The sequence below is a fragment of the Paraburkholderia sp. CHISQ3 genome (genome assembly GCF_030464945.1).
Classification (GTDB): domain Bacteria; phylum Pseudomonadota; class Gammaproteobacteria; order Burkholderiales; family Burkholderiaceae; genus Paraburkholderia; species Paraburkholderia megapolitana.
The window spans coordinates 1-20264 of sequence record NZ_JALPRG010000011.1 but is presented as its reverse complement, the minus strand read 5'-3'; the positions used below and the strand labels follow the sequence as shown (position 1 = coordinate 20264).

General features: G+C 58.0%; 15 protein-coding genes. 9 read left to right on the top strand and 6 right to left on the bottom strand.

The annotated features are described in order from the left end of the window. Nucleotides 1–2: 2 nt before the first annotated feature. The 4 genes from M0D65_RS24125 (at nucleotide 3) to M0D65_RS24110 (ending at nucleotide 2316) form a co-directional block, all read left to right on the top strand. Nucleotides 3–614, top strand: a complete 612-nt coding sequence (locus M0D65_RS24125; protein WP_266254890.1) for a hypothetical protein — start codon at nucleotides 3–5, stop codon at nucleotides 612–614. Between the two features lie 89 nt (nucleotides 615–703). Next, nucleotides 704–1498 (top strand): metallophosphoesterase, encoded by a 795-nt coding sequence (locus M0D65_RS24120; protein ID WP_266254889.1) that lies wholly within the window; start codon nucleotides 704–706, stop codon nucleotides 1496–1498. 35 nt (nucleotides 1499–1533) lie between these two features. Then, a complete protein-coding gene (locus tag M0D65_RS24115; protein WP_266254888.1) occupies nucleotides 1534–2007 on the top strand; it encodes a 3'-5' exoribonuclease in 474 nt (157 codons plus the stop codon). Between the two features lie 60 nt (nucleotides 2008–2067). Beyond that, the gene (locus tag M0D65_RS24110) at nucleotides 2068–2316 is read left to right on the top strand and encodes a hypothetical protein (protein ID WP_266254887.1); all 249 of its coding nucleotides are present in this window, start codon (nucleotides 2068–2070) and stop codon (nucleotides 2314–2316) included. Nucleotides 2317–2512: 196 nt separating this feature from the next. Here M0D65_RS24110 and M0D65_RS24105 read toward each other — a convergent pair whose 3' ends face one another. Both M0D65_RS24105 and M0D65_RS24100 read right to left on the bottom strand, forming a co-directional pair. Beyond that, nucleotides 2513–3445 carry a sugar kinase gene (locus M0D65_RS24105; protein WP_266254886.1) on the bottom strand — a complete coding sequence of 311 codons (933 nt, stop codon included), beginning with the start codon at nucleotides 3443–3445 and terminating at the stop codon, nucleotides 2513–2515. Further along, complete coding sequence (locus tag M0D65_RS24100) at nucleotides 3442–4470, bottom strand: SPFH domain-containing protein (protein WP_266254885.1); 1029 nt, start codon at nucleotides 4468–4470, stop codon at nucleotides 3442–3444. The genes M0D65_RS24105 and M0D65_RS24100 overlap by 4 nt, the downstream gene beginning before the upstream one ends. An 89-nt stretch (nucleotides 4471–4559) precedes the next feature. Between M0D65_RS24100 and M0D65_RS24095 the strand changes: the two genes are divergently transcribed. Then, complete coding sequence (locus tag M0D65_RS24095; protein WP_266255065.1) at nucleotides 4560–5309, top strand: NUDIX domain-containing protein; 750 nt, start codon at nucleotides 4560–4562, stop codon at nucleotides 5307–5309. A gap of 605 nt (nucleotides 5310–5914) precedes the next feature. Then, nucleotides 5915–7102, top strand: coding sequence for a hypothetical protein (locus M0D65_RS24090; RefSeq protein WP_266254884.1), 1188 nt, complete (start codon nucleotides 5915–5917; stop codon nucleotides 7100–7102). Nucleotides 7103–7482: 380 nt separating this feature from the next. Here M0D65_RS24090 and M0D65_RS24085 read toward each other — a convergent pair whose 3' ends face one another. From M0D65_RS24085 to tssI, 4 genes are all read right to left on the bottom strand, one after another. Then, nucleotides 7483–7716, bottom strand: coding sequence for a hypothetical protein (locus M0D65_RS24085; protein ID WP_266254883.1), 234 nt, complete (start codon nucleotides 7714–7716; stop codon nucleotides 7483–7485). Nucleotides 7717–7719: 3 nt separating this feature from the next. Further along, on the bottom strand, nucleotides 7720–12393 hold the full coding sequence (locus M0D65_RS24080; RefSeq protein WP_266254882.1) for an RHS repeat-associated core domain-containing protein: 4674 nt from the start codon (nucleotides 12391–12393) through the stop codon (nucleotides 7720–7722). Between the two features lie 51 nt (nucleotides 12394–12444). Beyond that, on the bottom strand, nucleotides 12445–12885 hold the full coding sequence (locus M0D65_RS24075) for a DUF1795 domain-containing protein (protein WP_266254881.1): 441 nt from the start codon (nucleotides 12883–12885) through the stop codon (nucleotides 12445–12447). 95 nt (nucleotides 12886–12980) lie between these two features. Further along, nucleotides 12981–14885, bottom strand: a complete 1905-nt coding sequence (tssI, locus tag M0D65_RS24070; protein WP_266254880.1) for a type VI secretion system tip protein TssI/VgrG — start codon at nucleotides 14883–14885, stop codon at nucleotides 12981–12983. A 349-nt stretch (nucleotides 14886–15234) separates the two neighbouring features. Here tssI and M0D65_RS24065 point away from each other — a divergent pair, with 349 nt between their 5' ends. The 3 genes from M0D65_RS24065 (at nucleotide 15235) to tssF (ending at nucleotide 18815) form a co-directional block, all read left to right on the top strand. Next, complete coding sequence (locus tag M0D65_RS24065) at nucleotides 15235–16374, top strand: hypothetical protein (RefSeq protein ID WP_266254879.1); 1140 nt, start codon at nucleotides 15235–15237, stop codon at nucleotides 16372–16374. Nucleotides 16375–16481: 107 nt separating this feature from the next. Then, nucleotides 16482–16973, top strand: a complete 492-nt coding sequence (locus M0D65_RS24060) for a hypothetical protein (protein WP_266254878.1) — start codon at nucleotides 16482–16484, stop codon at nucleotides 16971–16973. A 12-nt stretch (nucleotides 16974–16985) separates the two neighbouring features. Next, complete coding sequence (gene tssF, locus M0D65_RS24055) at nucleotides 16986–18815, top strand: type VI secretion system baseplate subunit TssF (protein WP_266254877.1); 1830 nt, start codon at nucleotides 16986–16988, stop codon at nucleotides 18813–18815. Nucleotides 18816–20264 lie beyond the last annotated feature (1449 nt).

The window sequence follows — 20264 nt, the reverse complement described above, 5'->3', positions numbered from 1 at the left end:
GTATGGGAATCTGGCATGCTGCTCCGGTTGAGTCGGAACCCGTTGCTTTCCTGGCTCGCTGGCAAGTGATGGAGACAGAGACGGGCTTTCGCCATTTCATTGGGCACAACCTGAAAACCGGGTGCGGGCGAGTAAGCACCTGTATCGTGAAATTTGATCGGGAGACGCGCCGCGGCGTAACGCAATCCGGGAGAATCTACGAGCTCGTAGCGGAGAGCGGTGTCGATTTTAACGCCAGCACTGCATGGATCATCAGATGTATTGAATCTGATATGAGTTCCACGGACGTCTCGTCTGAGTATGCTCAACCGATAATCGATCTGCAACGACCTGCGGCTCCCCTCATTGCCGATCTGCTCTATGACGGCAATCCCCGACGCCTGATCGGTAAGGTGCAGGTGACCGGTCAATCCTTCGATGCACAGTATCCGGAGGATTTGGCGGAGCTGCTGTTTGCCAAAGGCGTGAGACACAGTTACCTGCGTTTTCCGGAGCTCGACGAAATCTGGAGTCAACCCTGGTTCGTTGACCTTGCACGGGCAGTGGAGCGTCGGCTGAATCAACTGGAACGAGGTTTGCCGCGAGATCCCGATGGACCGGAAGGCAAAGAGTGAACGTGATGCACGGGTTATCTGCCGCTATAAAACACTGTGATCTGGCGTCGGCCACCGCGGTTAGCAATCAACACCTTTAGCGTGAAATCATGAAACTGCTCGTACTGTCCGATCTGCACAATGAATTTGAACCGACCGTAGCTGACGCGGAGGCCGTCACCCGTGCCGATGTCGTCGTACTGGCGGGTGATATCCACACAAAGAATCGAAGCGTTGAGTGGGCTCGGGCGTTCGTTGCCGATCCGGCAAAGCCTGTCATCCTGGTGGCCGGAAATCACGAGTTCTACGGGGGGCACTTCGATTTCACGCTGGACAAGCTTCGCGAGTCCGCACGCGGCACCAACATCCACGTTCTGGAGGACGACGCTCTGGTGCTGGGTGATGTCCGTTTTCTGGGCTGTACGCTCTGGACGGATTTCAGGCTCTACGGCGACGACGTCTCGCCCGTGGTTTGCATGCGAGATGCACAGAGCGCGATGAGCGATTTCCGCCTGATTCGAGCGACGCCGACGTATAGAAAACTGTATCCGGCAGATACTGTCCGGCGACACGAGAGCTCGCGCGCGTGGCTTGCCAACGCGTTGAGTGAGCCATTCGATGGTAAGACCGTGGTCGTCACGCATCACGCTCCGTCTCCAGGTTCTGTTGAAGCACAGTACGAGGGCGATTCGTTGACGCCGGCATACGCGTCGGATCTTGAACGTCTCATGGGACCTGCCGTTCCGTTATGGATTCACGGCCATATGCACACCAGTTTTGACTACATCGTTCCGGTCGGTGACCCTTCCGGTGGGCAAGGCACACGTGTGCTCTGCAATCCACGAGGATATTCGCCCCGGCACCTGAACCCGGACTTCAATCCCGGCCTGCTGATCGAGGTATGAATTGAGGTTCACCATTTGACAGGAACGTCACGGCGATGCGAATTTTTGTCGATACCGAATTTACGGACTTCATAGACTGCGACCTGATCAGCATCGCGCTGGTGGCCGACGATGGTCGCGAGTTCTATGCGGAGCGGACCGATTTCGATCAGAGCGCATGCAGTGCATTTGTCCGGGAGGCGGTACTCCCACAGCTTGGTCAGTATCCGGAGCGACTGTTTTCGCGCTCTGACCTCAATGCGGCGCTTCACGACTGGCTCCGGCAATTCGGTGGCGGGACATTCTGCATGGATTACAACGGAGACTGGGATCTGCTCGTTGACGCTCTCGACGGCGTGCCGGACGGCTGGGAAGCGCAGGTTGTCTGGGATCAGGCAGACAAGATCCGGCTGGAGTCTTATTTCCGGAAATTCGGAGGGCGACACCACTCCCTGCATGACGCTCGTGCCCTGCGCTACGCAGTACACGGTAATGTTCCACCACCCACGGCCGGAAGCGTCGTCCCTTGACTGGCGCCGGGGCGTCCCAGGTTTTTACGGGTAAGGATATCGAAGTGTCAGGAGATGCAAATGAGTCGCGAAGAAAATGATAGTGATGATGACGGCTTGTCACCGCCGCCTGAGGGATTCAGCACATGGCTGGATTACGCCGTCTTCAATATGGATACGCGAAGCGTGTGGCACGAGTTCCTGTTCAGTGCCGATCCAGATCTCAAGAATTTCAATCGCGACGAGATCCAGAGGGCGGCCGAGCAGGAACTTCGTATGCTGCGAGCCAGAGCAGGGGTACCTGACACCTATCCCGGCGAGAGAAGCTGAAAGCGTTATGGCTACGATCCGGAGATGGGTCTTCGGTCGGCTTCGTATTCGCGCGTAGCAATCACCCTGCTATCTGGATCAGCCGTACACAGAAGCTTGCTGCTTCTAGAATCCGGTGTTTGCCCTGGCGGTCACGTGGATCCGTCGAGGTCTTCGTCGGACATCGATCCGGACCGCGAGGTGCCGACCGGGCCGGCTACACGGCGAGGCACCCGCGAACTTCGGCAATGGTGATCGTTGCTTCCATCCCCGCCGTGAACCGCAGATAGTCGGCCTCCATTCCATCGGAGAAGATCACACCGTTCTCGGGCATCCGCGAGCGTAGCCGCAGCGGCTGCCCGGCGCTCACGGTGCCAAACACCAGTTCCGTCTTCGAGGCCCGGCTTGGGAAGGGTTCGCGCACTGCGAACGTCAGTTCCGGACTGTCCCACGGTTGTGGCTGGTACTTCACCCGCTCGCCTGGCATGTGCAGCGCCTCGGCGACACCCAGTGAACCTGTGACGATGCTCTTCAGCCACGCCGTCGATCCGAGTCCGGTAGAGACAATGATGCCAGACGACGACTGCGATTCACGCCGCTCGCCCAGTTCGATCTCATACAGCGCAGAGGAATGGGTGCGCGGTCCGATGAACAGATCATTCACGGCACGCAGTACCTGTCCATCTGACAGACGGGCCTCCGCCATCGTCACCGATCTGGTCGTCCGACGATTGGCCACGACATCTGCCAGCACAGCGCCCAGATCTTTCGGCTCAAAGGGTAGCAGGACACCGTCCCAACGACGGGGCTCCGGGTTGAGACCGATCAGCGGCTGGCCATTGAGGTATTTCATCGAGTTCGCGACCAGCCCGTCCTGTCCAAGCGCGACGACGATATCGTCAGCCGCGAATATGAAGTTCGGCAGATACGCACGATCAACCACCTGATAGCGCCCCCACGCCTCCAGTGCGCGCACGGTAATCTCAAGACTCTGCGCGTATGCGGCATTCTCGGCGAGGTAGTCCGAGAAATCCGCCCCGAGGTGCTCGATGTAGAACTTTGCCTGCGCCAGCGTATGGTGCCGCGCGATCAGCTCCTCAAGACGCGTGCGGCGTATGACCAGCACAACCTTCCGGTCACCGGCATTCATGATGCTGCCCCGACGCCGGCGCTCATGAGCCCTTGCAGCAACTCCGGCGATACGTTCAGTTGACCAATGCGCTCGGCCCGCTCTGCGATCCCACCGAACGCCTGCGCAATCAGCTGTCCCGGTTGCATGCCGGCCGCAGCCAGCGCGTTGACGATGCGCGGATCGGCCTTCTCGAGCGCCTGCATCAACACCGCTACCCTGTGTGCCTCAGCATCGGCCAGCGTACCGCTGTTGTGAGCCTGTCCGGCGACGAACGCCTTGCGCTTCTCCTCGAGCGCGATATCGGAGGCCATCTGCTCGTTGCGCAGTTCGTTTTCCTTGCGCATCAGCGTCGCCTTGGCTTCCATCTGCGTTTCACGGATCTGCCGCTTCTTCTGCTCGACGGCGATATCGGTGTCCAGTTCGTTCTGGCGGATGGCGCGCTCGTTCTCGACGGCTGACATACGCCGCAGATACACCGCGTCGTCGGCTGCCTTGAGGTTGGACTCGCGGGCTTCGGCTTCCAGCGCGCGGGCAATGTCGGGTGTGGGCTTGACTGCCATGACCGACACGCCCAGAACTTCCAGCCCAAGTGCCTCGATTTCGGGTTGGGCAGACAGATCCGACTGCACGGTGCGGGCAATCATCGCTGACGAGCGCAACGCCTGCTTCAGCTCAAGCGCCTGCACCGCCTGCTGCACGATCACCTCGACCTGCATCGCGACGCGGTCGCCCAGGCGCTTCGGGTCCTCCGAGATGTAGGAGTGCCCGTCCTTTGCCAGCGAGAAATCCATCATCGCGGCCGTACGGCGCGGGTCGCTGATGCGGTAGGTCACCTGCCCCTGCACGGTCACGCTCTGAAAATCGGCTGTAACAAGCTCGAGGATGAAAGGACGATCCTGGCTGGCAACCGGTACTGCCACCAGCGTTGTGGTGGGAGCGTAGTAGAAGAAGGAGAGTCCCGAACCTTCGCGCATGACCTTGCCGGCGCGGAACTGCATCAGGTGGACCGTGGGCTGGGACTTGATGAAACGCATACCGAGCATGGTGATCTCCTTTTCGGTTGTACAGTACAACTTGTATGAGTTGCACAATACAACTTACAATGGGGAACGTCAAGATTTATTGGTCCTCCATGACAACCCGCCTAGCTTCTCCCAAACGCAGTGCAGGCACCCGCCGGAAACCGGCGTTGCCCTACACGACGGTCGATGTGGTGATTTTCACGGTGCTCGAGGACGCATTGCAGGTGTTGCTCGTGCAACGACCAGGCGACGGCGATGAGCCCTTTCCTGGCCGTTGGGCTCTACCCGGTGGTTTTGTCGATGTCGAGGTTGACTCAAGTCTCGAGGATTGCGCGCGGCGAAAGCTCGAAGACAAGACCGGCGTTGCCAGCCCGTACCTCGAGCAACTGGGTAGTTGGGGAAGTGCCACGCGTGACCCGCGCGGATGGTCGACCACTCATGTCTACTTCACATTGATACCCGGACAGGATGTATCGCTCGTCAAGGGTGCCAACGCTGCGGATGTGGCCTGGTTCAAGGTTGGCGAAGTGCTGCACGCACGAGGCCTCGCGTTCGACCATGACGACATTCTGCAATCCGCGGTTGAACGGTTGAGAGGCAAGGTCGAGTACACGTCATTACCCGCGTTTCTATTGCCGGAGCCGTTTACGCTGCCACAGTTGCAGCGGATGTACGAGGTGGTGTTGGGGCGCCCGGTGGACAAAAGCGGTTTTCGTACGCGAATGCTGGCAGCTCGTTTTCTCGAGGAAGTGGGCTATGCCGGCGGGGAATCCAATCGTCCCGCGAAAGGGTATCGATTGATTGACCGGCTTTCGCCGGTGGTGTTTCCGCGGACCTTCAGTCCGCGCGGCGCTGACTGAGTTACAAAGCAGGACGCGAGCCGTAAAGGATGTCCAATGCTCAACGCCAGTACACACTTCGAGCGCAGCTGTCGTTGAGAAATCCGCGTGACATCAGGCGTCGAGCGGCACCGGATGAAGACCAGGCCGTTCACGTTCGTAAGGCTGTCGTCCCGAACAACACACGGGTCAATTGACGCACCCAGCGCAAGCAAATCAGTCCTCGTGCGGCTTGCAGGGTGTTATCCGGTGTTCCCGTATTTGCATCAGCACACACCCGACTGCTTTTCCGGCTACTGTATTTTTGATGTGACTAACGATGTGAATCTCACCGCTATCTGTCAATTGCGGGGATACCACGCCCGCGGTGAGGACATCGAGTTATGAGATGCTGGCGCTGAGTGTTTTATCCGCGATGACGCTGATGAGGGCGCCGGCCGAGCTACCTTATGAATGAGCGGCGGCGATTTCGGCGCAATTTCCAGGCCCACCCCAAGTCCCGACATTTCGTCCTCACGACGGTTGAGATATCGTAGTAGGAACAATCGCAACGTATATGTTGGGACTGATATATGCGGCCCGCGTGAGCACAGCGGACCAGTGGCCAGGAAACGGAGCAGTGAAAGTTGTCAGTCGACAAGCTCAAATATCTACGTCAGGCGCTCGTTCCTTATGGACTGAAGCTGCTCGAACCGCAGTGGCTCGGGTGGAACGCCCAGTATCGATTTCGTTGCAGAAGAGGACACGAGTCGAGCCGTTCTGGTTCGCACCTTCTGTACTACCTGGTTGCATGTCCGGCCTGCCGCGATGCTGAGTCGCTCGGACGGCTGCAGACTCGAGCCCTGCAGGCGGGTGGGCGCTGCTTAAATGAAACGTACCTGGGGCGAACCATCCGCCATCAATTCGAGTGCCGCGAGGGTCACGTCTTCGAAAAGACGCCGATCAACCTGCAGAAAGGAACGTGGTGTGTGACATGCGCGCGCGCCCAGCACTCAAAACGGATGACCGACCCGGCAGGCCTGAAGGGGTTGCGTACCATTGCAAAGGAACGTGGCGGCCGATGCCTGTCGACTCAGTTCACGAGACTGGTTGACCGCTACCGTTTCCAATGCGCACAGGGGCACGAATGGACCACGTCCGGCCACGAGGTGAAGCGTGGTGCGTGGTGCCGCATATGCGCCGATCAAAAAAAAGTGCTCGCCTATCGAAGCAAAGACGGCCTTGAGCGGTTGCGCGAATGTGCGCGTAGCCACGGTGGCACCTGTCTCGCGTCACAGTACGAGGGTAGCAAAGCGTATTACGCGTTTCGTTGTCGGGAAGGACATGAATGGGAAACACTGGGTGCGCGGATTTTCCGCGGCACATGGTGTCCGCAATGTCAGCACGCCGCGCTCAGGTTCGGGATCGATGCCATGCGCAAGCTCGCGGCTGAGAAAGGTGGCGTTTGTTTGTCTCAGGAGTACCGAAACGCGGCGACGAGGCTTGAGTGGGAGTGTGGACTCGGACATCACTGGCAGGCCACCGCTGCCAGTATTGTTGCGGGACACTGGTGCGCCGCATGTCATCGTGAGTCGCTCACGCTTGGCATCGATCTGATGCGCGAGATCGCCGTGGAGCACGGCGGAAAGTGTGTGTCCGAGACTTACATAAACAGCTCGACCCGCCTCGAATGGGAGTGCGCTCGCGGTCACCGTTGGTTGGCGACGCCGAACACAATCCGTAACGGCCACTGGTGCGCGCGATGTTATTTCATCCGCATCACGACCCGCCCAGAGACACAACGCAAGCGGCGACACGAACCGGTCGTGGCATGACCAAAACCATGCCGCCCGTTTATGCGTACATCGGTCCGTGCACATACACATGTGCCGGATTCCTCCGTCCAGCCCGATCGGATCAGGGGCGAGGTTCAGCCCCGATTCGTCGTCGCCTCTTTCACTATGGACTTAGCATAGATCCGCGCGGCGTCACGGTCCTTGCGGAACGTCTCGTACTGAGCCTCAGTCAGAACTATTTCCTTTTCGTACTGAGCTACCCCTCCCATCAGCACGGCCATAACAGGCAGGTCTTCCCGAAAAAATACTCTATAGAACCAAGGCTCGTTAAACTCTTCGGCAATCATCTGGAGCGAGCGGGAAAAAAGACTCAGATATTCGATGAAGCTGAGGTATCACATGACACATTGTGTGCAATCCTATTTCACGTTTGAGACGTATGGGTCGATACCCGAAGCAATCAATCTTTTTTGAAGAGCAAAAAGCATTGCCACTGCTTCATCCTTCCCTTTAGCAGCATTTAATGCCTCCTCCTCACTGATCTCGTCTTCTCTCATTACAATTTGATGCGCACCCGCATCGTATCGAACGTAATACCTGTCACCCCGCTTCCAGATTTCCATGTCAGCAAGTTCATAAATTTTCGTGTCCATAGCCTACTTCCCGTTAAAAACTGGAGAGCTGGTGAAGCTACCAACCGGTACTGGATCTGCGATCGCCTCTGGTACTCCTCCGGCTGTAGATCCGCCGGGGATCCATTGAGTGTTTGCACCAAACTCATTACCCGTTGGCATGCGAAGATTGCTTGGCGACGGTATATCCACCAGGACAGGATCCTTTCCAAGATATCCGGGGTCCAGACTGAGCGATTTCTCGAGTGCGGCTGGATCACCATTTGCTTTTGCTATCACGTCCATCACATAGTCTTTGGGCATAACCCACGTTTCTGTCCGACCGATCGTACCGGTTGGGGCGGAGGGTTGAATGCGTGCGGCGCCATTCTGGAATCGTGCCAGATGCGAATCAATGAAATCCTTCGATAGATAGGTACTTGGATCGGGTCTTCCAGGCTTCGGAATGTCCGTGACGCGTGCCATCTCTTCCGGCGTGAGCCCACACCCTGCCAATCCCAGCGGATCGCACCATTGCATCGGTTCGTGTACATACGCATGCGTCCTCAGTCCGCCGTCGAGTCCGATCGGGTCAACACTCAAGTACTGCCCTGTCTGCGGATCGTAGTACCGTCGGAAGTTGTAATGAAGCCCACTCTCCTCATCGGCCCACTGTCCCGGAAACCGCAACTCGCAGTCAGGCGGATCGTAATCTTCGCTGTCCAGTTTGCTCGTCCGCAACTGGTCTCGCACCGCGCGCCGAATAGAGTCCCGGGCACCATCTTGGGCTGTGTTTCCCCACAGCGTTCGCTGTGCGCTCCATAGCACCCGCCCGTCGCTGCTGTACAAAGTGTGTGGTGCCCCGTTGGGATCGCACGCCAGCGGGAAAAATTCGCTGGTGTGCAGATCGGGCTTGTCGTCGTAGCGCAGCCGCTCCTGCGCCAGCACCGTGTGACTACCCGGGCGATAATGCCAACGCTGAATGTCGTGGCGCGTGCCATCCCTCTGGCCATAGGTTCGCCATGCCTCGATCATCCGGCTGCCGCACCACAGGTAATCAAAACGGTGCGGACGATGCGTGTCCGAAACTCGCGCACATTCCTTGCTAATGCGCCGTCCGAACGCATCGTATCGGTACGTCCAGCGACTACCCTCGGGTGTCAACACCTCGCGCAATCGATCAAAGTCATCCCAGCTATACCGCCATGCCCGAGGCCGAAAACCATCGAGCTGCTCGGTACGAGCAATCAGTCGGCCGCGTGCATCGTATTGATAGTGGTTCGGTCCCGCGCTGATCAGCTGGTCGCCCTGGTACGCGTGGACCTGTGGTGCTTCGCCGTCGAGCTGTTGCTCCGTGATATGACCCAGTGCGTCGTAAGCGTAGCGCTCGTAACCGCTCCGGCTTTCGGTGCGCTCGTGACGGACCTCAAGAATCTGGTCGCGCGCATCGTAGCGCCAGCGATCGGCCGCTTGCGGCAGTCCACGGCGCCCCTCCTGCATTCCAACGCAACGGCCTGCTGTATCCCACTCATAGTGACGCGTACGTTGCACATCGAAAGGCGCAGGTGAGGCGTCCGCCTGCCATGCCTGTGTCCCAACGGCCTGCGTAACAGGATAGCGCCGCGGATCGTAGTCCTGCCGCTGGGCGTAGCCATGCGGATACGTCGCGGCCCATTCCGGTTGCCATGTCTGTCGTTGCGCGGATGGGTGGTAGCGGCGGAACGTCTCCTGCCCGAGCGGGTCGTAGTCGAAGCCGAATTGATGGCCGTTGCTGTCTGCCGCTTCGAGCTGCCCGGCGACGTCGTATTGCCAGAGCGTTCGACCACTGGGTGTGCTCAGGGACAACGGGCGTCCCATCACATCATATTCGTAACGCAGGGACTGGCCGTGCTGGGTTTCACCGATCAGCCGGAACATCTCGTCGTACACGAGACGCACCTCGTTATCGGCTTGCCATTCACCGGACCCGTCAAGCTCCCAGACACGTGCCTGAAGCAACTGCCCTTGGTCGCCCCATACAAATGTGTGGCGTTGCTGGGGACCAGTCGCTGCGACGATCCGATCGAACTCGTCGCGCTCAAAGCGCAGGACAACTCCGTCGGGCAGGTGTTTCTCTGTCACCTGCCCGAGCAAGTCGCGTTCATACCGGGTGCGCCGGCCGCTCCAGTCGATTTCCGCCACCACCCGACCGGCGATATCGCGCTCCAGCGTCCAGCGTTGGCCTGCCGCGTTCGTTACGCCGATCAGGCGCGCAGCACCGTCACGGTGGTATTGCGTCACGGCCTGAGCGGGATCCGTCACGCTGGCGAGAAGGTCGAATGCGCCCCACGTATAGTGGGTACGATGACCCAACGGATTGACGGTCTCTTCCAGCAATCCCTCTCGGTCGTAGCGAAACTGCGCGATGGCCTGGTCCGGATAGGTGACGCGGCTGAGTGCCTCACGAGGATTGCCCGGCCCGGGTTCATAGCTATAAGACGTACTGTGGCCGGCCGCGTCGGTGCGGCCGGTTAGTCGCCCATAACGGTCATGGCTGAAATGCGTTTGCCGTCCGAGGGCGTCTGCCCAGCTATGCGGCCGGCCTGTTTCGTCGTATTCCCATTCATTCGTTGCCCCATCGGGATCGGTTCGGCTGACGAGCAATCCGCGCGGATCGTAGCGAAACCGCGTTTCTCCAACAGGGGAGCGGAACGCTACAAGGTTGCCTTCCGCGTTGTAATGCCACTGCGTCGCGACACGTTCGTCCTGTCGTTCGATCAGTTGACCCGACGCATCCCACTGGTAACGCGTTACCCGGCCGTAGACGTCCGTCAGTTGCAGTAACCGGCCGCGTGCGTCGTGCCTGAAGCTGCCAACACGACCCAATGGATCTGTGCGCGTCTGTATCCAGCCATACTCGTCGTAAGTCGACTCCGTGACCCGCCCTAATGGGTCCTGCGAGCGGATGAGCCGGTTCTCGGCATCGAACCAGCGCAGATGCCGCTGTCCCAACGCATCGATATAGGTCGTTCGCCGTTCGCCATCGTCGTACTCGAAACGGTCGTCGTACAGCGCGGTATTGGTGCGCGTGGCAATGACCCGGCCACGGGCGTCGTATTCCAGCGACACCTGGGTCGCACCGCTGTCGCGCCAGTGATTCAACCAGCCTTCACTGGTATAGCCAAAATGGAATTCCCCATGGAAGCGACTATGCGCGTCACTCAACCGCTCGCCATTGAAACGGTAAGCCACCATCTCATCTTTACCGCCAGGCTGCTCCGATATGCTTTGCAACAGACCCTGAGCATTACAGTTAACCCAGAGCGTCAACCCTGCGCTATGCAACACCCGACAAAGGCGTCCCAGCGTGTTGTACTCGAAATCGATCGCGTTGCCGTTGCGGTCTTCTATGCGGGCCAGACGAGCGACATCAGCCTGAGGATCGGTACGTTGAAAAACGAGCGACTGCTGTGTCCGCTCGTCGAAAATAACTGCCCGCTCCCGCGTTCCATGCAGCGCGTAGTACGGCGCCCACACATTGACCGCGTTGAACGGTTCCTGCGGAATGGGATAAACAAGCCGCTGTCCGCTAGCATCAAAAAACGTGACGGTTGCGGGACCGTCGGCAGGCGCTGCGTTGTACTGCAAGCGCTGCGACCAGTTGCAGATCCATCGGTCGCCGAGCATGCCGGAAACCGGTTCGCGCCCCGCATAGACACGGCTTAACGTCAGTGGTAACACGTGTGGCCACGTGAAGTCCGTACGGTAGTCCGCGTAGTCGCCGGTTGCCATGTCGACCGGCTCACCCAGCAACGTGCGCAACATACTATCGAGCAGGCCACCTTGCTTCGTGGCCGAACGCATCAGGATTACGTCCGCCGCCGTCAGAATCAGTTGCTGAAGCAGTGTCAGATTGGCGTTGATCTTGCCATAGGTCCCGGTAGTCTGATCGGCGCTGATCGAGTGACATCCTTCCTGGATCGTGGCCGAGCAGGTTATCTTGTGGCCGATGCGGGCCAGCGGCAAACCGTTCACCGAGATCGTCTGGCTGCCCTGCACGATCTGCGGCGGCGGTGTTCCCGGGTCCTTGCTGCATGTCACGGGATCGGTAACCCGGGCTACCGCCTTACCCTCGAAAAACACATTCGGAGAACCCTTCGCGATTGCACCGGTTACCGAGCCGGTTTTGCTGACTCCGTTTGCGACCGCAGCGCCGACAAAGCCACCCACCGCGCCGGCTACAAACCCGACCACAAATGGCCCTGCAGCTGCAATTGCCACTGCTGCCGCTCCGCCAGTTGCCACGATTGCTGCGGCGGCAACGGCGATCGCAACCCCGACTGCAATGCCGGCGACAAGGCCCGCGAGAGCACCCGCAAATGCATTCTCGTGAACGATCTTATGCTCGACATGGGCCGGCGCCTTTCCCGGTTTCGCCACAGCCGGGAGACCCGCCTTCCCGAGCAACCAGGTCACCGGGCGATCGGCTCCAACAACGTTGGCCAGCATCCCACCCAGCATCGCACCGCCAAGCGGCGCAATCACGCGTCCAGCAAAACAGGAGAACGCATCGCCACCCGCCATCCATGCCGCTCGTCCTGCAACAGCGACCTGGGCCGCATTGATGGCGAGGCCAGTGTTGGCTACGGCGTGGACGGCACCAGCGTTGCTGTCGCGCTGGTCCAATGCAGCGAGCTTCTGCTGGCTAGTTAACGTTGGACTGTCTTGCACATCGCCCATGGAGTTGGATCCGTTACCAGAAATCTGAAAAGAAACCCTTGATACGCGATGTTATTGCGCCGGGTCCGGCACTTTCGGATGGAACCTGAATCCAGCGAGTGCAGCGCCTACGTCCTGACGGACCTGCGAGGGAAGTTGCCCTGGACTGGTAAAGGTGAACGTGAGAACCAGTGGCGATTCCAGAACAATCGCCGCGAGTTGATGAATCGTCAGCCCATCATTGTTCCAGGTGAACTCGAGAAACAGACACGCTCTTCCATCAAGCGTACCCATCTCTTCCCGCTGCATCTGCAGATCGCTCAATTCCCTCTTGTACTTCGCCCGCTGCACCTTGAGGTAATCAGAAAATTCCGTCCCGTAGGGCAGCTCATCCCTCGTCAACACGAGGTTGCTGCCAGTCACTTCAGCCAGCGCGGGAAGCAACGCGTTGACGCTCCGATCCAGCCATTGCCCCGGCAACTCCAGGTACCCTTCATTCAACGAGTAACGCATGTTTTATCCTGCTTTGGTGTCTTGTGCGTCGCAGTGAAAATGAGCGACGAAAAGGCGGCTTGCCTTCATCGCAGCGAATGTCAGTCAGGCGACGGTTAACTATCTGGATTGAGGTTGATATGGGTTGGCCCAGTGACCTTGATCGTGCCGTCCGCCTTCAGGTGAATCACGCTCGACCCGACCTCAATGATGATTTCCGTCAGCGCCTTGATGTGTATCTTTCCCTTGCTGGATTCGATCTGGATATCGCCGGGGGTACCGCCCAATCCAGTCGTCGTCAGGGTGGTGTTGCCGCCGATAGTCTGCGTTTGTGCACCCTTGATCGTCTGGGTTTGCGCACCACCGATCGTGACCGTTTCGTTTTGCTTGATAGTCTTGGTTCGATCGTTCAATACCGTGTGGAACTCGTCGTGCTCGACTTCCGTGCGCATATCCCGTTCGGCCTGCAACCACAACTCTTCTTGCCCCTGCTTGTCTTCGAACCGGATGGCATTCGCATTGCCGGCGCTCCCCTTGGTCGAGCGTGAAAGGATTCCGCTTTGCGTCGCGTTATCCGGCAGCTTCCACGGAGGCATATTCTGGGCGTTGTAGACTCGACCAATAATCAAGGGGCGATCAGGGTCGCCATCAAGAAACGATATGACCACCTCATCCCCGATCCTTGGAATCTGGACCCCGCCGAATCCACCACCCGCCCATGCCTGCCCCACACGCACCCAGCACGAACTGGTCTGATTGCGTTGACCGAGCCTGTCCCAGTGAAACTGCACCTTCACCCGCCCGAGTGAGTCAGTGTAGATCTCCTCGCCCTTCGGGCCGACCACGATGGCCGTTTGCGTGCCCGGAATGACAGGACGCGGACAGGTGAGCGGCGGGCGAAACGGGATTTTCTTGCGAATACACTGGAAGCTCGCCGAATAGGACGCCGAGCCTTTGGTCGACTGGTAGTTGTTCATGCCGTGGTGGCGTACCGCAGTCAGTAGATACTGATTGTCTTCCTGGCTACCGCTACCGGGATCGTAATGATCAGTCAGTTCGAAGTAGCGCCCGGGAGCCAGTTCGCGACTGTTAGACGATCCCGAAAACGCCTTGCTACCCGCGGCCAGCGCTTCGAGCCTGAAGCGTGCCAGTTCCTCACCGCGGTCGGTCGAATCGAAGCCATGAAGCCCGAGGTAGTCGTAGACCTCATAGGGCGCAACATCGCCCTGGTTCGTCTTGGTGTCACCCGTTACGTAGCGCCGCGCCCCAGGCACCTTGTAATCGAAGGTCTTCATGCTCACAGTGCTGGAAGTGAGCACCCGATAAGAAGCGAACTGCGAGACGACGCCGTCGTCATCCAGGTTTTCACCGTTGGCCGAGTAACGTAACGACGCCTGCCCGTCGATTGGCTTCGCGTGGGTCGAATCATCCGTGACAATCAGCTTGTGAGTGTCCTTCGTATGCTCAAAATAGAAAATCAGGCCTTCCTGTTCCATCAGGCGGGACACGAAATTCAGATCGGTCTCGCGATACTGTGTGCAGTAGCTGTATGGCTTCAGGGCGCGCGATACGCGAAACTCGAAAGACGCCAGTTTTGAGTACTGCGAGAAAACCTCGCTGAGAATATCCTGCGCGCTCTTGTCCTGAAAAATACGGGAGTCGAAACGACGCGAGAGCATCCAGAGCCACGGTTGGACCGTCGCGGTGTACGTCGCAAGACCGCCGTCCGTGCCGGAATGGCCGAACTGGGTTACATAGCCATTGAAGTAACGCGCGGAATCGCTGCCCAGCGCCGCTGTCAACTGCAACGAAATCGTCACTGGCTGTCCAATCAACTGCTTCAGCTCAATCGTCGCGTCGCGCGAAGCCAGCCCCAGCCGGATATCGAAAAGGGAGCATAGCCCTTCGCTGCACTGGAAGTCCGTGAGAACTAGTTCGGATTGCCCCGACAGGGGTGTCTTGACGCTTAGTAGACGGCTGTTTTGCAGGTTCATGAAACCCGCAATATCGGATAATTGCATTGTGGCCCCCGGATACTCTCCGCTATTAACGGAAATAGCAGGTCGAAAATATAACTCATTATCAGAATGCGGAGCCCAGTTTTCGCGAAATTTGACGATCCGTGAGAGCGTGTTTCAATACCGTGAAGGTAATAATTGCCCGCAATTTCTTTCGTCATGAAAGAAAGGTAACTATTTCTCATCGTCGCCTGTCTCATTAATGCGGAAAAGATGTTCGTCTCACCCAGATAACGCGTGAAACTCGCTTTACCCGGGGCGGCAGATTATATTGGCGGTTGCTGCATAACTACCAATCGCGTAGCCGCTGATTCAATCGTCGCTTCTCTCATCTTTCGTACACGTCAACACCATGCCAACGTCAGCCGCATCGTGGGAGCCTTACTGCCACCAGTCAGAAGCGGAGTCTCACCTGTCCAATTTCGCAGGTAGGGTGCTCGGCCCGCAGGCGGGAGTGATATTTTTTGACGGCATCGGCGCCTCCCGGTTGAAAACGGCAACGCCTGATGCGAAGGGCCGGGCAGTTGACCTGGTGGTTACCGTATCTCGGCCCCCCTTCATGCCCGCCGATCGACCCAGTTCGACTGACGCACAAAGCATTGACCAACTGGCGAGGAGCCGGGCAGGTGGAGCGCTACCGGGCGGTTCCGGGTTGCGTCAAACTCTCTCGAAAGCGCGTGATTTTGTTGAAAAACACAAAACAGGATTTGATACCGCGGCTGTCGCTGGCGATACGATCGGCGTAGTGACAGGCGCCATTTGCGTTGTGGCCTTGATTGCGGGCGGCATCGCAGTCCTCCCTGTGTTAGGGGCTATAGCCGGTGCTGCGTCGCTCGTGTTACTTGCGGAAGACGGCAGCATGCTTCATTACGAGCTCAAGGGAGATGAAGTCCGCAAGAAGCAACTCGAGAGTTCGTGGCACTACAAGCTCGCCGAAACTGTCGGCCCGATTCTTGTACTGCCGGACCTGGTCGCCAGCGGTCCTAGGACGTTTGCCTCGCTGCCCAAAGCCGCGCGTGAAGTAGGCGATCTTTCGCAAGAGGCAGCACAGGCAGCTAACCGATTGAGCGCACAGCGGACCGCCATGGAGGCACTCGCCAAAGCGTCGCAGGACAACCCCAACCGGGTGCAGGTTCTGGGGCAAGTCCAGCAGATGCAGGAACAGGCAAGCGGATTTGCGAAGAACGTCCGCGAAGCACAAGAGAAACTGATGGCTGCCCGCCGCGAACTGCTGATGTTGCGAACAATCGAAGCGCCCGGCTACGTCGCAACGATATACGGCACTGGCGTGTATGGTATCGATCCGCCAGAAGCAATTACGCACGGCATAGACTGGATGCAGCAGCACCTCGGGAGCAACTCGCGGCAGGATCCCGAGCATCCCGCCCACCTTCTCACGCCGAACCGGCCAATGACTCCGCTTCCGGGCGCGCCGACGCCGATCGTGCAGCTTCACGTTGGTGTCAGCCATAATCCCAGAGCCGCGCATTGACGGACTTCGAACATACGATCATCTGCGCGAACCGGTAGGAACCGGGCGTGACAATACCGGGTACGAACGAAAAGCGTCGCTTTGAGCGACACGTGAGAGTTGAATCCATGGCAGAGCTAGCAACCACAGAACGACCAGGCAATCGCCCGCCAGGCGCGCCAAAGCAGGCGGCGATAGCTGGAGGGGCGTTCTTTCTGGGGGTGGGCTTCACCTTCGTCGAACTCCTTTTCGCCACGGCCTCGCTAACGGGAACGAGTCAACCTGCGTTGATTTTGCCGGGTTGGATCGCACTGTCGGTCATCGTTCTGACTGTTTCGATCGGTCTCGGTAAGGGCAAACTCTGGGCCGTCCGGTGGTTTCGCTGGCTGTGCTACGGGGCGATGGCGTGCTATCTGCCCTTACTCGCGCTTGCCTTTTACCTGGATGCGGGACCTACGCCGATCGACGACGGGCAAGCCTTTATGATGTTTGTCTTCGCGATCGTCAAGCTTCCCTCCTTCATCATCATCTACCGCGCGCTCAAACAGCTTCGCTGGCTCGATCCAACTTCGTTACCGCACGAATGGGAACCGCCGTGGATCAAGCGAACACCAGGCTGATCGCAGGCGTAGATGGACAATCTTCTTCCCTATTACGAGCGCGAGCTGGCGTTTCTTCGTGAATCATTGGGCCGGTTTGCGCCCCGTCATCCGAAGATTGCTGCTCGCCTCTCAATGTCAGGCGGCCAGACGAATGATCCGAATGTCGAGCGGCTGCTGCAGTCATCTGCGCTCCTGGGAGCGCGTATCAGCGAAAAGCTTGACGACGACTACCCTGAGTTCGCCGAAGCACTTCTCGAAACCATCTACCCGGAATATCTGCGCACTTTCCCGTCATGTGCGGTGGCAGAGTTCGACATCGGCAATGCGTTCAGCCAGCTGACCCAAGCGGTCGAGATCGCGCGTGGCACGGAACTGGAGAGTCGTATCGACGCCTGCCGGTTCCGCACCGCCTACGACGTTGTTCTCGCGCCGATTTCCATCGCCGATATGCGATTTGCTCCGGCCACAACGGCACCATCCATAGCCCCGCTGCCCGCGAACGTCACGGGCATCGTGTCGATCACGTTTACGTCGCTCACGGACGGCGACGCGTTCAGGTCGCTGGTGCCGTCGACGCTACGTGTTCACGTCGACAGCAACCCTTCATCGACGGGCGCACTCATCGATGCGCTACTGATGCGCACGCCCGTGGCCTTTGTCGAGGTTGAACGCAGCGGCCGATGGAAAGCACTTTCGCGTGTTCCCATCAGAGCGGTCGGATTCGATGAGCGGGACGTGCTTCTTGACAAGCTCATGGGCGCCCCCCCTGCCTTTCGGTTCATGGCGGAGTACTTCGCTTTCCCGGCCAAGTTTGATTTTCTCGATATCGACTTCGGGCGCGTGGCTCGCGCAGCCGGCCCGTGTCGGCAGGTCACACTTCATCTTCCCGTGGTCGATCTGCCGATGGAAAATCCAGCATACCGCGCACTCGAGGAACTGGTGACGGGTAATTTACGGCTCTTCTGTTCGCCGGTGATTAACCTTTTCGGCCTGGACGCGACGCCAATCACCATCAAGGATGGTCCCGGTGCCTATCCAGTGACACCTCAGGCGCTGAAGATGCCAGGCATCGAAGTCCATTCAGTGGACTCGGTGAAGATGACCCGAGAAACGACGCCGAACAGGGAAGGCAGGATTCCGGTCCCTCCCTATCATGGGCTGAAGCATGGGCATTCGCCAGACGAGCCTGGTTTCTATTGGATTGCACGCCGCGAACAGCTATTCGACTCCACGCCGGGCCAGAAGACGAGCCTTACCCTGGTCGACCTGATCGGAAACACGATTCGACCAGATACCAATCAGCTCGTGGTCGAAGTAACTTGTACCAATGGTAATTATCCGCAAACCCTTCCCGCTGGAAGTGCCGATGGTGACTTGCTGAACGAGAACGAAAATCTTGCCGGGCGCATTTCGATGCTGCGGAGCCCGTCGCCCAGCCGTCAACGGATACGCGACCATGGCGATCTCTGGAATCTGATTTCAGCGTTGAGTCCCCATGCGATCCTGCTGCAGCCGGCCGGTCTTCCCGCACTAAAAAAACTACTACGTCAACATGTCCCGGAAGCATCGCGAGCAACGCTTCAGATTGAGGCCATCACCAACCTTGACCACAAGCGCGTGATGCAATGGATGTCCATTCCTCCGATGCCATCGTTTGTACGCGGCATCGAGATCGCGCTGACGATCGATGAATCGGCTTTTAACGTTTGCAGCCTGCACACGTTTGCTAGTGTCATCGATCGTTTCTATGCTCCCTATGCTCCGGCGAGTGGATACATTCAGCTGGTTATTCACGGGAGAGACTCAGGCAAGGAATTGTGGCGCTGTCCGGCCCGTCTCGGTACGACACAGGTTGTCTGAAAGATACTTGCGATCACTAGGTGATCAGGTGTGGCGATTTTTAAACAGGGGACAACGTGCGGCTGTTGGCAGGTGAGAAACGCAGGCGGCAGCGACCGATTACGACGGAGACGCGACGGAGGCCAGAAACGCAAGGGGCCCACCATGTGGCGGACCCCTAGATGAGTTGGGGAACAGAAAATGTAGCGGGACACCGCCCAGACCCACACCCCTGACCCCTTAATAACCGTGCCGTCAAAAAACGTGACGGGCTTGCGGAAGTACGCAGGTACTATATGTTGCCAAAGTTCCCCGGTCAACAAGAAGGCCGCTGCAAAATGCGGACAGGAAAATGCGTGCCAAAAAATCTGCACAAAATCGCGAGCAATAAAACACGACCCCAAACTAGCACAGTATCCGCTGATTCGTGAGCAGGCCGTATTTGCCGGCGTCTGGTACAACTCTGGTACAACATTACGTATGCGTATTCCTTAGACTCCACCGAGTGCGTGTCATGCATGCGGAACATCTTCGAAGAACTGGTGCGGCGACTACCTTAGGCGTTTCAAGGATATCCGGTCTTTTACTGGCAGCTTGATCTGCTGCCTGATTGCACGCGGCCGGAGCATTGAAGACTTCTATCAAGCTGTAGCCGACCGTGTGTTCATAGACTTCTGTTTGCTCCGGCAATGCCCCTTGATTCGTCATTGTTGGAACAGACGTCCCCTTCCGGTGGGGGCGCCGAAGGATTTTTATAACCAAAGGTAAAGTTCTCATTCTGTATGACGATAAGCTATCGTGGGTGTGTCTTGCGGTAGGCTGGTCATGGCGAGGTTCGCGTGGAAAGACGCTGTCTGTCATTCATGGAGTGTGACTCCCGCCAAGACTGGGAAGTGGTTCTTGCAGGCATTGGTGCTGCTCTCGCGTACAGGTAACGCTCCTTGCGAAGCTACACGGGGATCTCCATCAGATCTGGGTCGGAAAAGACGAAGTGGAATTGAAGGCGCTGCATTATTGGATGAAGATAGATGCTCTGAAATAATGAAAATTTCTCTTGAATATATCGTTGATCACGTTAAGTCGCTGAAGTCGAAACCATATAAGACGTTCGTGTCGAAGCTAGTGGATCTAACGCATCAGATAGAGTCAGCAATGATGTTGCGCGGGCCCTACCGGCTCGTGCTGGATTCAAATATCGTTATGCGACTCGAGTCGCTACGGCAGGGCAAAATCACGGAAGGTGTTCTAGCCACACTGCTGGCATTCTTGTTCGTAAAGCGCCTTCCATTTCATGTCGATCTGGTTATCAGGCCAGTCGTCTTTTATGAATTTCTCCGGCAGCGGAATGTGCAGGATTTAAGGGAGCATTGGCAAGAGATCCGTGCGCTGAAGGAGATAGTGGAAGAGTCCTTGGACTGTTGATTTCCACCGAGTCTTAACCCACCGATTTCATCTAAATCTGACCCACCC

What these genes read in the sequence shown, in the direction of transcription:
- M0D65_RS24125 (WP_266254890.1), top strand. Translation starts at nt 3, where the DNA reads ATGGGAATCTGGCATGCTGCTCCGGTTGAGTCGGAACCCGTTGCTTTC.
- M0D65_RS24120 (WP_266254889.1), top strand. Translation starts at nt 704, where the DNA reads ATGAAACTGCTCGTACTGTCCGATCTGCACAATGAATTTGAACCGACC.
- M0D65_RS24115 (WP_266254888.1), top strand. Translation starts at nt 1,534, where the DNA reads ATGCGAATTTTTGTCGATACCGAATTTACGGACTTCATAGACTGCGAC.
- M0D65_RS24110 (WP_266254887.1), top strand. Translation starts at nt 2,068, where the DNA reads ATGAGTCGCGAAGAAAATGATAGTGATGATGACGGCTTGTCACCGCCG.
- M0D65_RS24105 (WP_266254886.1), bottom strand. Translation starts at nt 3,445, where the DNA reads ATGAATGCCGGTGACCGGAAGGTTGTGCTGGTCATACGCCGCACGCGT.
- M0D65_RS24100 (WP_266254885.1), bottom strand. Translation starts at nt 4,470, where the DNA reads ATGCTCGGTATGCGTTTCATCAAGTCCCAGCCCACGGTCCACCTGATG.
- M0D65_RS24095 (WP_266255065.1), top strand. Translation starts at nt 4,560, where the DNA reads ATGACAACCCGCCTAGCTTCTCCCAAACGCAGTGCAGGCACCCGCCGG.
- M0D65_RS24085 (WP_266254883.1), bottom strand. Translation starts at nt 7,716, where the DNA reads ATGGACACGAAAATTTATGAACTTGCTGACATGGAAATCTGGAAGCGG.
- M0D65_RS24080 (WP_266254882.1), bottom strand. Translation starts at nt 12,393, where the DNA reads ATGGGCGATGTGCAAGACAGTCCAACGTTAACTAGCCAGCAGAAGCTC.
- M0D65_RS24075 (WP_266254881.1), bottom strand. Translation starts at nt 12,885, where the DNA reads ATGCGTTACTCGTTGAATGAAGGGTACCTGGAGTTGCCGGGGCAATGG.
- tssI (WP_266254880.1), bottom strand. Translation starts at nt 14,885, where the DNA reads ATGCAATTATCCGATATTGCGGGTTTCATGAACCTGCAAAACAGCCGT.
- M0D65_RS24065 (WP_266254879.1), top strand. Translation starts at nt 15,235, where the DNA reads ATGCCAACGTCAGCCGCATCGTGGGAGCCTTACTGCCACCAGTCAGAA.
- M0D65_RS24060 (WP_266254878.1), top strand. Translation starts at nt 16,482, where the DNA reads ATGGCAGAGCTAGCAACCACAGAACGACCAGGCAATCGCCCGCCAGGC.
- tssF (WP_266254877.1), top strand. Translation starts at nt 16,986, where the DNA reads ATGGACAATCTTCTTCCCTATTACGAGCGCGAGCTGGCGTTTCTTCGT.